12 protein-coding genes and 1 tRNA gene are annotated in these 12,953 nt (G+C 56.1%); 9 read left to right on the top strand and 4 right to left on the bottom strand.

Translation table 11 applies throughout. The features are described 5' to 3' along the window. Nucleotides 1-49: 49 nt before the first annotated feature. Nucleotides 50-124 (top strand) — tRNA-Gln (locus I3V23_11005). A gap of 34 nt (nucleotides 125-158) precedes the next feature. On the opposite strand, the gene I3V23_11000 is transcribed toward I3V23_11005, so the two are convergent. The 4 genes from I3V23_11000 to I3V23_10985 form a co-directional block, all read right to left on the bottom strand. Further along, entirely contained in the window at nucleotides 159-800 is a 642-nt protein-coding gene (locus I3V23_11000) for a response regulator transcription factor (protein QPI85087.1), read from the bottom strand. Between the two features lie 242 nt (nucleotides 801-1,042). Further along, nucleotides 1,043-1,312 (bottom strand): hypothetical protein, encoded by a 270-nt coding sequence (locus tag I3V23_10995; GenBank protein QPI85086.1) that lies wholly within the window; start codon nucleotides 1,310-1,312, stop codon nucleotides 1,043-1,045. Between the two features lie 92 nt (nucleotides 1,313-1,404). Continuing rightward, nucleotides 1,405-2,286 carry a carbon-nitrogen hydrolase family protein gene (locus I3V23_10990; protein QPI85085.1) on the bottom strand — a complete coding sequence of 294 codons (882 nt, stop codon included), beginning with the start codon at nucleotides 2,284-2,286 and terminating at the stop codon, nucleotides 1,405-1,407. After that, nucleotides 2,283-2,903: an arylesterase gene (locus I3V23_10985; protein QPI86801.1), complete on the bottom strand. Its 621-nt coding sequence runs from the start codon at nucleotides 2,901-2,903 to the stop codon at nucleotides 2,283-2,285. Before I3V23_10985 ends, I3V23_10990 begins: the two co-directional genes overlap by 4 nt. 100 nt (nucleotides 2,904-3,003) lie before the next feature. Here I3V23_10985 and I3V23_10980 point away from each other — a divergent pair, with 100 nt between their 5' ends. The 8 genes from I3V23_10980 (at nucleotide 3,004) to acs (ending at nucleotide 12,937) form a co-directional block, all read left to right on the top strand. Next, complete coding sequence (locus I3V23_10980) at nucleotides 3,004-3,705, top strand: ATP-binding cassette domain-containing protein (GenBank protein ID QPI85084.1); 702 nt, start codon at nucleotides 3,004-3,006, stop codon at nucleotides 3,703-3,705. Continuing rightward, nucleotides 3,702-6,242 carry an FtsX-like permease family protein gene (locus I3V23_10975; protein QPI85083.1) on the top strand — a complete coding sequence of 847 codons (2,541 nt, stop codon included), beginning with the start codon at nucleotides 3,702-3,704 and terminating at the stop codon, nucleotides 6,240-6,242. Before I3V23_10980 ends, I3V23_10975 begins: the two co-directional genes overlap by 4 nt. Beyond that, nucleotides 6,191-7,075 (top strand): serine/threonine protein phosphatase, encoded by an 885-nt coding sequence (locus tag I3V23_10970; protein QPI85082.1) that lies wholly within the window; start codon nucleotides 6,191-6,193, stop codon nucleotides 7,073-7,075. The genes I3V23_10975 and I3V23_10970 overlap by 52 nt, the downstream gene beginning before the upstream one ends. Before the next feature lie 312 nt (nucleotides 7,076-7,387). Then, a complete protein-coding gene (locus tag I3V23_10965) occupies nucleotides 7,388-8,326 on the top strand; it encodes a hydrogen peroxide-inducible genes activator (GenBank protein QPI85081.1) in 939 nt (312 codons plus the stop codon). A gap of 119 nt (nucleotides 8,327-8,445) precedes the next feature. Next, nucleotides 8,446-8,871 carry an Ldh family oxidoreductase gene (locus I3V23_10960; protein QPI85080.1) on the top strand — a complete coding sequence of 142 codons (426 nt, stop codon included), beginning with the start codon at nucleotides 8,446-8,448 and terminating at the stop codon, nucleotides 8,869-8,871. Continuing rightward, nucleotides 8,868-9,455, top strand: a complete 588-nt coding sequence (locus tag I3V23_10955; GenBank protein ID QPI85079.1) for an Ldh family oxidoreductase — start codon at nucleotides 8,868-8,870, stop codon at nucleotides 9,453-9,455. The genes I3V23_10960 and I3V23_10955 overlap by 4 nt, the downstream gene beginning before the upstream one ends. Beyond that, nucleotides 9,452-10,414: a LysR family transcriptional regulator gene (locus I3V23_10950; GenBank protein QPI85078.1), complete on the top strand. Its 963-nt coding sequence runs from the start codon at nucleotides 9,452-9,454 to the stop codon at nucleotides 10,412-10,414. The genes I3V23_10955 and I3V23_10950 overlap by 4 nt, the downstream gene beginning before the upstream one ends. A 582-nt stretch (nucleotides 10,415-10,996) precedes the next feature. Continuing rightward, nucleotides 10,997-12,937 (top strand): acetate--CoA ligase, encoded by a 1,941-nt coding sequence (gene acs, locus I3V23_10945; GenBank protein ID QPI85077.1) that lies wholly within the window; start codon nucleotides 10,997-10,999, stop codon nucleotides 12,935-12,937. Nucleotides 12,938-12,953 lie beyond the last annotated feature (16 nt).

The raw sequence follows: 12,953 nt of genomic DNA, 5'->3' as shown, positions 1-12,953 counted from the left end.
CAAGGGTCTTGATCCTGCGACCCGCGCAAAGTAACTAGCGCGTCACGGTTGGGGTGTAGCCAAGTGGTAAGGCAACGGTTTTTGGTACCGCGTACCGTAGGTTCGAATCCTACCACCCCAGCCAATTCTTCCAAAAACTGACCGCTACACCCGACAGGTCACAAAATGGCGCGCTCGCGGCTGATGATTGCGGCATGCGCCCGATTGCGCGCGCCCAGTTTCTTACAAACTGAACGCATATGCATCTTCACCGTCACCTCAGTCGTGCCCATATCGCGGGCAATTTCCTTATTGGTTAGACCATCTGCCGCCAAACGCAGCACGAAAAATTCTTTTTCCGTCAGGGGCACATCGCTTTGACCCGCTGAGGGCAGCGCCGCGCCCGTTTCTTGCATAGGCACAAAAACTTGACCCGACTCGATCAGTTGAATGACTGATACCAATGATTGCAGCGGCATAGTTTTCGGGATCAATCCCTTGACCCCCAGCTCAAGCGCAGAATTCAAGAAATGGCGATCCACTTGGCCAGTGAAAAGAACAACTTTCCCTGCGCCCGCTTTTTCGATCACTGTGCGCACAGAGGCCAAACCCACCATGCCCGGCATTTTCAGGTCAAGCAGCACAATATCATATTGCGCCTCGGCAAGTGCACTGAGGGTGCTGTCGTAGGTTTCAGCGGTTTTCACACCATAGCCCGCCCCCGTTTTCAGAAGGTTTGCGACTGCCTCACCCAAGAGGCGGTGATCATCGGCAATTAAAACCTGAAGGGCAGCAGCAGCGTTCCCATTCCCCTCGGACATTCACAATCTCCCAATAGATACGTCCACATATTCAAGATCACTTTGCCTTGTCCAACGCCTGCGACCTCGAAACTAAATACACAAAGATCATATAGAGTTATACTATATGACTACTTATTCAAAAAATATGCCAGCCTTTCGCAGCACAGCATACTTACTCGAAAAATTATAAACGATAGATAGGCATAACTATCTTTCGATACCATAAAAAAGACAACCGTCATGCTATAGATTCATGCAAGCTAAACTGGGATTGAGACGATGATGATAAACCGCGCAAGTTTTCGCGGCGCAGCAAGGCTGATGCTTTGTGGCGCATTTTTAAGCGCCGCTACCCAAAGCGCTTTGGCAAATGATGCGTTGCTGGTGGTTAAACCAGAGGCAGAAAACCCTTTCACGTTTGACGATGCCGCCCTCAGCGCATTGCCACAGAAAGAATTCACGACAACAACAATCTGGACAGACTTACTCAAAAACCATCCGTCCCCTTTGGCAAAAGCCGCGTCATCCATCGCAAAGACATCCACGCTTTCGATAGGTTTAATTTATCCCAACGCCCCAAGAAGGACGAGAGCAGGTCACGCCATCTTAGCGGTAGACACACCTATCTTTCGTTGGGATTGCGCGCTTTGGTGCGCGCATCCTTTCGCGATAGCTGATAGGGTCTTTCATTGGACAGGTTCGGAATTTGTGCCCGCGCGTGATCCGCACGACTCAAATCCAAATCGCAGATATGTAAGGCGGGCACTGCCGTGCCTGCATCCAACAAAATCTCGCCCCATGGCGCGACAATCATCGAATGACCATAGGTGCTGCGCCCATCTTCATGGCTGCCTGATTGAGCGGCGGCTACGATAAAACTGCCCGTCTCAATGGCACGGGCACGCAGCAGAACCTCCCAATGAGCTTGGCCCGTGGTCACCGTAAAGGCCGATGGCACAAAGATCATGCGCGCGCCGGCCTTGGCATAGTCGCGAAAGAGATGGGCAAAGCGGAGATCATAACACACGCTCATCCCCCACGCGCCCCAAGGGGTGTCGACCAACACCGCCTGATCCCCCGCGTCAAATCGGCTCGACTCTCCAATTGGGGCCTGCCCGTCCAGTGCGATATCAAACAGATGAATTTTATCATAGGCCGCGACCACATCCCCATCAGGCGCGATCAAAACAGCGTGATTACGGAATTTTTCTGCGCCTTCAGGTCGGATCGGTGTTGTGCCTGCTTGGATCCAAAGGTTGTGCCTGCGCGCCGCATTGCGCGCGGCATCCAGAAACGGATCTTCCGAAGCGGTCTTGACCTGTGCCAAAGCTTTCTCACGATCGCGGCACATCAAACCCGCCACTTCAGGCAGACATAAAAGATCTGCGCCCGCTGCCGCCGCATCGCGTGCAAACTCTTGCATCACGGCGATATTTGGGGCGTGGGTCGTGGCAGAACACATCTGCCCAAGAGCCACACGCAGATGATCGGCAGCCTCGCTCATGACCCGCCTGCCTCGGCGCGGGCAATAAGGTTTGCAACCTCAGGGCCAAGTGCCTCGACCACCAAAGCCACGCCCTTGGCATTAGGGTGAATGCCATCGGGCTGCATCAAATCGCTCAATGCCTCTTGGCGGTTACTTTCTGCGGCCGCGGCAATAGGCCCAAGAAAATCAAGCACAAGACTAGTCTCATATTGGGCCGCGAGATCGGGGTAAATCGCGTCAAATTCAGCCTTAAATGCGGGGCCGTAATTATTGGGCGCGGGCAAGCCCACCAAAAGAACCGGCAAATTGCGCGCAGATATTTTCTGCAAAATTGCCTCAAGGTTGGCGCGGCTAGTTGCAGGTGGAATCCCACGCAACAGGTCATTCCCCCCCAATGCCACGATCACGGCATCCACATCAGGGGTCAGCGTCCAGTCAATCCGAGACAGCCCCCCTGCGGTCGTGTCACCCGAGACACCCGCATTGACGACTTGTGCATCAAGACCTTGCTCATTGATCCAATTTTGCAGCTGCGGCACAAAACCTTCGCCTTGGGGCAAGCCGTATCCTTGGGTCAGACTGTCGCCCAAGGCAACGACCTGCACCTGTGCGGCCCCCGTCTGTGGCAGCAGCATCAGCAGCACGCCAAAGAGCGCCGCCCAGACAGGCCGCCCCTTGCCGCAGCGCGGCAAAACCCCATATCGAGATGCAACCAAGTATGCGGGGTTATTGAACATGGCTGAAACCATCCTTTCGCTTGAAGACGCGGGTCTGTCCTTGATGGGCAATGCGGGCCCTGTCGATATCCTACATGGGGTGTCTTTGGCGATAAGCAAAGGGGAAAGCGTCAGCCTCGTTGGGCCATCGGGTTCGGGCAAGTCCTCGCTCTTAATGTTGATGGGTGGATTAGAGCGCCCCACATCGGGCACAGTGCGTGCGCTTGATCATGATTTGGGACGTATGGATGAAGATGCCTTAGCGCGGTTTCGCCGCAACCATATGGGCGTTGTTTTTCAATCTTTTCACCTGATCCCAACCATGACCGCGCTGGAGAATGTTGCAACGCCCCTTGAATTGGCAGGGGTGGCCGATGCGTTTGATCGGGCCGAGGCGGAACTGGCTTCGGTTGGCCTTGCGCATCGCGCGGGGCATTATCCTGCGCAAATGTCAGGCGGTGAACAACAGCGCGTGGCCTTGGCCCGTGCGGCAGCACCGCGCCCCTCGATCTTGTTGGCGGATGAACCGACAGGGAATTTGGACGCAACCAATGGAGCGCAGATCATGGACCTTCTGATGGATCTGCAAACCCGTCACGGGGCTACGCTGATCCTCGTCACCCATTCTTCGGAACTGGCCGCAAAATGTGACCGCATGGTCACCTTGCGTGATGGTCGGGTCGTCTCAGAAACACGCCCGCAAAAAGGATCGCGCACATGATCATGGCGTGGCGAATTGCGCAGCGCGAATTGCGCGCGCAATGGCGTGGGGGGTTGCGTGGTTTTCGCATTTTTCTCGCCTGTTTGATTTTGGGCGTGGCGGCTATCGGCACTGTTGGCACAGTGCGCAGCGCAATTGGCGATGGCTTGTCGCGTGAGGGGGCGGTGATCCTTGGCGGAGACGCTGAAATGGAATTCACCTATCGCGGCCCAAATGATGAAGAGCGCGCCTTTATGGCGGCAATCTCAACAGATCTCTCTGAGACCATCGAACTGCGGTCTATGGCGGGTTTCACGGGGCCCGAGGGGATGGATTACGCCCTGACCCAATTACGGGCGGTCGATGCGGCCTATCCGCTTTATGGCGCGGCGGATCTTATACCAGATCACCCGATCCAAGAGGCCATTTCAGCACAAAACGGCCTGCATGGCGCAGTGATGCAGCAAGTGCTGATTGATCGTTTGGGCATGCAAATTGGTGATGTCTTCACCATTGGAACGGCAGAATTTCAACTGCGCGCCGCCCTTGATGCAGAACCTGATGGCGCGGCAGGCGGCTTTGGCCTTGGCCCGCGCACCATCATATCGCTGGACGGATTGACCGCCTCAGGCCTGATCCAACCCGGCACACTATATGAAACCGAAGTGCGGTTGAAACTGCCCGAAGGGGCAAATTTCGATAGCTTGCGCGGTCAGATGGAGGCAGCTTTTCCCGAAGGCGGTATCCGCTGGCAAGACAGCCGCCGCGCGGCCCCGGGGGTGCAACGCTTTGTCGATCGTATCGGCACGTTCCTTGTGTTGGTTGGCCTTGCAGGTCTGGCCGTAGGTGGAGTTGGCATTGCTGCCGCGGTGCGGGCCTATTTGGAAAATCGTCTATCCACCATTGCGATCCTGAAAACCATCGGGGCCGAGGGGCATACGATCTTTGCCGCCTATCTGATCCAAATTATTATTTTGGGCGCCTTTGGTGTTGGCATGGGTGTGGTGCTTGGGGCGGTGTTGCCGCTTGTGGCGGCTCCGTTCTTGGCCCCGCATATGCCTGTGGATTTGAACATAACCATCGCCCCTGCTGCCCTTCTTGAGGCGGCGAGCTATGGCGCGCTGACGGCGTTAATCTTTACGCTGCTACCCTTGGCGCAAACCGAACGCCTGCGCGCCGCAGCGATCTTTCGAGATGCGGCAAGCCCAGCCATTGCCACCCCGCGCAAACGCTATATCGCAGCGCTGCTTGGCCTATGCGCCGCGCTCTTGGGATTGGCGCTATGGCGGTCTGGCGTGCCGATTTTGACGCTTGGCGCAGCAGGGGGGATTGCCGCAGCCCTTTTGATCCTATGGGTGGCTGCATGGGTGTTGCGCCGTGTCTTGCGCAATTTGGCGCGCGGGCGCGCCTTGCGCGGACGGGTCATGCTGCGCGCGGCCCTCGCTGCGATTGCCGCCCCCCGTTCAGAAGCAACCGCGGTGATGATCTCGCTGGGGCTGGGCCTGTCAGTTCTGGCGGCGGTGGGGCAAATCTCGTCCAATCTACAAAATGCGATTGACCGCGACCTTCCCGAGGTTGCCCCCTCCTATTTCTTTGTCGATATCCAACCAAACCAAATTGACGCCTTTCTCACCCGCACGGCAAGCGACCCTGCGGTATCACGGGTGGAAACCGCGCCCATGCTGCGCGGCATCGTGACGGGGATCAACGGGCAAGACGCGCGCGAAGTGGCAGGGGATCACTGGGTCGTGCGCGGGGATCGTGGCCTGACCTATCTGGACGAAGCCCCACCATCTGACCAAATCGTTGCAGGGCAATGGTGGGATCAAGGCTATGACGGGCCACCATTGATGGCCTTTGCCGCCGAAGAGGCCGCCGAATTAGGTGTCGGGCTTGGCGATCAGATCACTGTTAACGTTTTGGGGCGGGACATCACCGCGACCATAGCCGCGCTGCGTGAGGTTGATTTTTCGAATGCAGGGATTGGGTTTGTTATGACCCTCTCCTCTAACGCGCTTGCAGACGCACCTCATACATTCATCGCAACAGTCTATGCCGAAGAGTCGGCAGAAGCGCAGTTGTTGCGTGATATTGCGGGCGATGCCCCCAACATTACCGCCATTCGTATCCGTGATGCACTAGACCGCGTGGCCGAGGCGCTTGGGGCCATTGCAACGGCAACGTCCCTTGGCGCAGGCGTGACCCTGTTGACAGGATTGATCGTATTAATCGGTGCGGCCGCATCGGGCGAACGGGCGCGCAGCTATGAGGCGGCACTTTTGAAAACCCTCGGCGCCTCGCGTGGGCAAATCCTGTCATCCTTCGCCCTTCGTTCCGCATTGTTAGGGGCGATGGCGGGCTTGGTCGCCCTTGGCGCAGGCACGCTTGGCGGCTTTGCAGTCATGGAATTTGTGATGGAGGCGCCCTTTCAGTTTGACCTCACCTCGGCCATTCTCATCATTGGGGGCGGTGCCTTAGTCAGCCTTGCTGCGGGGCTTGGTTACGCATGGCGACCTTTGGCCATGCGCCCTGCGGGACGGTTGCGCGCGCGCGATTAAGCGCGCAGCTGCACCGCAAATTTAGCCTTGCTTATGCGCCCATATCCGCGCAGATTTTAACCATGTTCAAACTGTTCAAGCGCACCCCCAAACCCACAGGACAGGCAGCCTTCGGTCAGGGCAAAGGCGGGCAACCGCGGCCTGAATTGGCAAGCTATATCGTGGGCGACCTTATGGGCTGCGCCAGTTTGCTTGAAGGCATTTTGGCGCGCATTGATGCCCATATCGGCAATAGTGGCGCAACAAATCCACAATTGGTTTTCGTTGGAAATTACCTGCACGCGGGCGGGCAAGGGTTAGCCACGCTCGACCGCCTGATGGATTTGACCCAAGAATTTCCAAATAACGTCACCTGTCTTTGCGGTGCGCAGGAACGGCTTTTGCTCGATAGTTTAGATGCGCCGGCGGTGCGACTTCAACGCTGGCTGCGTGCAGGGGCACCGCGATTTTTGCAGGAACTCAAGCTTGACCCGAACCTGCCCCCCGATGACTTGGTTGCACATCTATCAGAAGTCTTGGGAGAGGCGCGCATTGCGTGGTTAGCCAACCTGCCGTTGTTTTGGAAATCAGGCAGCTTGGCTGCAACCCATGCTGGCGCTGATCCGCATCATCCGCTTGACCAACAAAGCGGGCGCAATCTGATCTGGGGCCATCCTGAATTTGCCTATCGCCTGCGTGGAGATGGCCTATGGATAGCCCACGGCCATAACGCAGTCGACAGCGTAACCCAAGCGGAGGGGCGCATCGCGCTAAACACGCGCCCCGATGAAACAGGACGCTTAAGCGCTGTGGCAATTTTGCCCGATGGCAGCACCACCGAATTTCATACCTAAGAGAGAGGTGAGCGCGGATTAACCGGGGAGAGCTGATTAATCCGCGCTTTTAAGGAGAAATCGGGTGTCCCTCAGGGGTGACGGCAGGATCCCGTCAGGACACCCGAAACGCTTTGCCCATCTCAAACCACTGGAAGGGACTAACAACCAGAGACTTGGGCCTTGCGTGTAAATGGCCTTTGCGCGCGTGCCTTCGCATCGGCCCAATCAGGTTTGCGCCTGATCATGACCAAGATTTAGGGTCACCCTTGCTGAAAGAAAATATTGCATTACAACATATTTTGATAGGAAAAAACTAATGAGGCATCCGCCATGCCAATTCCAAAAATTCCGCTTACCTTGCGCCAACTTCGGTACTTGGTCGCGATTGAGGAAACGGGCCATTTCCGCCTAGCGGCAGAATCCTGTGGGATATCGCAACCCTCGCTCTCGGTGCAGATCAAAACCTTGGAGGAGGCATTATCCCTGACCCTGATTGAACGGGGGCGCGGGCCTGTGAAATTGACCCTAGCGGGACGCGAAGTTGTGGCGCGCGCGCGCGATATTTTGGACGCGACTCAAGCGATTGTTGATCTATCCGCAACCTTGCAAACGGGCCTCGCGGGCACATTGCGCCTTGGCACGTCCACCACGCTGGGGCCTTATCTGATGCCACATATCGTGGGCGATTTGCATCGCTCCCACCCTGATCTGCGTCTCTATGTGCGCGAGGCGGCCCCACATGACCTTGCCCGTCAAATCAGCGAAGGGGGCCATGATCTGATCCTAACGCAATTGCCAATCCCTGGCGCGTCTTTGATTACGGAGCGGTTGTTCCGAGAGCCCTTGGTCGTGGCAATCTCGGCCGATCATCCGCTCGCGCAGCGCAGCCAAATTGAACCGCAAGACCTCAGCGGCGAAACAATCCTGTCACTGTCGCCGAATTATGCGCTGCATGATCAGATATCTGCACTTTGTGTTGAAACAGGGGCGACATTGTCGCGCGAATATGAGGGCACATCGCTTGATGCCCTGCGCCAGATGGTTGCAATGGGGATGGGGGCCACGTTTTTGCCTGCGCTTTATGTGCGTTCCGAAATATCGGGGCGCGCGCAGGATGTTGCGGTAAGGCCCTTTAAGGGCAAGCGTTTTTCGCGCTCTATCGGGCTTGTATGGCGTTCAACCTCAGGGGCCAGCACTGCGCATCGGCAATTGGCCGATGTGATCCGCGGCTATGCGCGTCAATTGCCCGAACTGATCATCGAGGGCTAGGCGCGCCCCAATATCGCACCGCTTTTGCCGCGCTTGCGCCCTTCTGCCGCCGTTCTTGAGTGAAACAATCTGTCCCATAGAGGCTCAATGTTGAGCCGCAGTGTAAAAGGCGACAGGGTATGAATGAGCAGCAAGACGAAAACAATCAACGGCTAAGCCTTGCCGATTTAGAGGCGCTGAGTTTTGACAGCCTCAGCAGATTGTCGGCCAAAACACATCAAGCCAAACCCCTTGCACGCCGCATCGCCCGCGCCGAAGCTGAAGGACGCGCCCGCGCAGGCCTTCGCTATTTATTGCATTGCCTTGAGGATCTGGCGCTTGGTCGCTGTGATGGGGGGGCGATGCCGAAATTGCAGACCAGACACGGCGTGCGGTTACATTGTGACATCGCCAACGGCTTTTTGCCCGCGGCCTTTGATCTGGCCCTGCCCGAGTTTCTGCAGATCGCCGAGGCGGAAGGGACGGCCTGTTTGGCCTTTGTCAATGGTCATAGCCCAGGATTTCTGCCGCAGATGGCCGAAGCGTTGCGCGGCGCGGCTATGTGAGCTTGGCGCTATCGACCGACACGGCATGCATCAGCACAAACCCGCCTTTGCCCCCGACTTTGGGGGATAATCCAATGGCACTGGCAGTCCCTGACAAGCGCGGACAGGGTGTGTTGATTTTTGAACAAGGCCAAGCCGCGATATCGCGCGATACTGTGTTTGATCACGTCAAATCAGGAACCACGCTGCCGCTCCACCTTGCGCTTGATGACCACGGGCGCGCCACGCAAAATCCCCGCGCGGCGATTGAGGGCAGCATCTTGCCTGTTCAAGGCAACTACGGGTTCAATATTGCGGTGATGGTCGAAATTCTCGTGCTCAGCCTTGTTGGGGCGGGGGCCTCTGCCATGATCGGTGACCCTGATGATCCAAGCAGCGGGCCGCTGCGCATGGGGCATTGTCTTTTTGCCATCAAGCCGCAATCATACGGGCAGGTATCGGCGCTTGAGCAATTCACCCAAGCCCTTCTTGCCGATGCCCCCAACAGGTTGCAGGCGCTTTCGCGTAGGCAAAAATTTGAAACCGCGCTGACAGAAGGGGTCGCTGTGCCTCAGGCGCTATTGGAACGGATCATCGCCGCATGACGCGACCCGATCTTAAGGGGATCAGCCTCAAGAGCCTTGAGACCTTCGAGGTCATGGCGCGCACGGGATCGCTGTCCGATGCGGCAGAGGAGATGGGTCTATCCGTTCCCGCCGCCTCGCAGCAACTGCGCAATTTATCTTTGGCAGTGGGGGTTGAATTGATTGACACCCGCAGGCGGCCTATTGGCCTGACACCTGCGGGACGGTTGTTCCTAAAACGGGTGGAAGTGGCGCTTGGTGCGCTGCGTGCAGGGCAAAAAGATCTCAGCCGCCTAAACCTATCGGGCATATCCGCCCTTGGTCTTGGGGTTATTGATGATTTTGAGAATGATCTAACCCCACAATTGGCCGCACGTTTGGCCGAGACGCTCAGCGATTGTAAATTCCGCCTACAAACTGGGGCGAGCCACATCTTGCTGAATATGTTGACCAAGCGGAACCTTGATATGATCATTTGCGCCGCACCGCAGACCGCGCCCGCCGATATCGTGGCGCACCCGATTGTGCAGGATCCCTATATTTTGGCCCTCCCAAAAGGATATGCCTTTGAGGGAAAGTTCGAAGATTTGGGCGGGCTTGCTTTTTTGGGGCGCGACCCTGCGCAGGTTATGGCGCAGCATATTGATGAGTATCTTCAGAAGCATAATATGGAGGTTAGTCGCAGATTTGAGATCGACTCGAACCAATCCATTTCGGCCCTCGTGGCGGCAGGGCTTGGCTTCACCATCACAACGCCCCTAAGCCTGATGCGGGGCGAGCGATTTGCAGATGGGATTGACACCTACCCTTTGCCCTCACCCGCGCAACCGCGCCAGATCATGCTCTATTGCACCGATGACTGGACGGGCGCCATTCCCAGTGAAATGGCGAACCTGATCCGCGATCTTTCACAGAAGCTGTTCATTGCGCCAGCCCTGCAAAGGATGCCTTGGCTGGGGGCGGATTTCCGCGTGCTTTAGCGCCCTTAATTTCGGGTGACTCGCGCGCGGCTTTGGCCCTCCATCAACCGATAATCAGGAAAAACACCACATGTTGGGGTTGCGCCGCAGCGCAGAATTTAGCGCTAACTCTCTAAAAACGCACAAATACAACCTATGGTTTAAATACGCTCGCCACCAAACTAGGTATGTTTTCCAAGGAAATTTTCCAATATTGTTAATAAATTTACAAATTCCGCAACGCAGTGTAAATTTGTTACACAGAAATCGCGGAAATCAGGATGTATTCCTTCTGAAGCCAAAAACTTGTTGTAAACTGTTCGTGATTGATAGCGGTGTGCCTGATCGGGAAATCAGGCCAAGGATGGGGCCACTGTCGACTTTGCGAAACCGCCCAATGGAGGGGGCAAGGACGCAAAATTTGGGGATCGGGGAGGATCTGTTTTAGTCATCACATGAGCTGCGTTTGTGTCGTTTGTTTACATTGAACAAGCACGAACCGCCATATTTCCACGAAGGGATCGGGGTGAGCGACACCCAAGCTGCGGCGCGGCACCCTTTGTCAAACGACATCCGCGCCGCCACCTTTGAGGGAGAACTACATTGCCAACGACTTCGAAATTCCCTGACCTTCTTGCTGGCGCGCATATTGACGCGGATAAATACACAGCAATGTATGAGGCCTCCATTTCCGATCCTGAGGCGTTTTGGGGCGAGCAAGGCAAGCGCCTTGATTGGATCAAGCCCTACACCAAGGTCAAAAACACCTCCTTTGCCTATGACAATGTAGATATCCGTTGGTATGAGGACGGCACGCTGAACGTAGCGGCAAACTGCATTGATCGCCATTTGGCAACGCGCGGCGACCAGACCGCGATTTTGTTTGAACCAGACGATCCCAACGAAGCCGCGCAGCATATCACCTACGCACAGCTCGGCGATGAAGTGGGCCGTTTTGCCAACACCCTGAAATCATTGGGTGTTAAGCGCGGTGATCGTGTTGTTCTCTATTTGCCGATGATCCCCGAGGCCGCCTATGCCATGCTTGCCTGCGCGCGCATCGGCGCGATCCACTCCGTGGTCTTCGCGGGCTTCTCGCCTGACGCATTGGCAAATCGGATCAATGACTCGGAAGCACGGGTTGTCATCACTTCGGACGGCGCCCCCCGCGGCGGTCGTGTGACCGATCTGAAATCTAACGTGGATAAGGCGCTTTTGCATTGTGATGACCACGTGAAATGCTTGGTCGTGAAGCGCACAGGTCAAGATGTAACTTGGACCGATGGTCGCGATATCTGGTATCATGAGGCCTCTGCGGGCCAATCCACCGCCTGCCCTGCGGAAGAAATGAACGCTGAAGATCCGCTGTTCATTCTTTACACCTCGGGCTCAACTGGCAAGCCCAAGGGCGTTGTTCATACGTCAGGTGGCTATCTGACTTATGCTGCAATGACGCATCAATACACATTCGACTATCATGATGGCGATGTGTTCTGGTGCACCGCCGATGTGGGTTGGGTAACAGGCCACAGCTATATCATCTACGGCCCGCTTGCGAATGGCGCGACAACCTTGATGTTTGAAGGTGTGCCAACCTATCCAGACGCGGGCCGTTTCTGGGCTGTTTGTGAAAAGCACAAAGTGAACCAATTCTACACCGCCCCTACAGCCATTCGTTTGCTGATGGGTCAGGGCAATGAATTCGTGACCAAATATGATCTCTCTAGCCTCAAACTTTTGGGGTCGGTGGGCGAGCCGATTAACCCAGAAGCATGGAATTGGTATAATGACGTTGTTGGCAAGGGGAACTGCCCCATTGTTGACACATGGTGGCAGACCGAAACGGGCGGCCATTTGATTACGCCTCTGCCAGGTGCCACCAAGCTTAAGCCAGGCTCAGCGACAAATCCATTCTTCGGCGTTCAGCCCGTGCTGTTGGATGCCACCACTGGTCAAGAAATCCACGAAACCGCCGCAGAAGGCGTTTTGTGTATCAAAGACAGCTGGCCTGGTCAGATGCGCACCCTGTGGGGTGATCCTGATCGCTTTGTGCAGGCTTATTTCAGTGACTACAAAGGCTATTACTTCACAGGGGACGGATGCCGCCGTGACGAAGATGGCTATTACTGGATCACGGGCCGCGTGGATGATGTGATCAACGTGTCGGGCCACCGCATGGGCACAGCCGAGGTTGAATCGGCGCTTGTGGCACATGAAAAAGTATCAGAGGCCGCAGTGGTGGGCTTCCCCCATGATCTCAAAGGTCAGGGGATCTACTGCTACGTCACGTTGATGGCGGGCGAAGAGCCCTCCGAAGAATTGCGGGCAGAATTGACCAATTGGGTGCGTAAAGAGATCGGCCCAATTGCAAAACCAGACGCGCTGCAATTTGCACCTGGCCTGCCCAAAACGCGGTCGGGGAAAATCATGCGCCGCATTTTGCGTAAGATCGCCGAAAACGATTTCGGCAGCCTTGGCGACACATCGACCTTGGCAGATCCAAGCGTGGTGGATGACCTCATCGCCAATCGCATCGTTAAGTAACGCGTGGAATTCAGTA

The organism is Rhodobacterales bacterium HKCCA1288 (genome assembly GCA_015693905.1).
In the GTDB taxonomy this organism is placed as follows: Bacteria; Pseudomonadota; Alphaproteobacteria; order Rhodobacterales; family Rhodobacteraceae; genus M30B80.
This window is presented reverse-complemented; position numbering and strand designations above follow the sequence as displayed.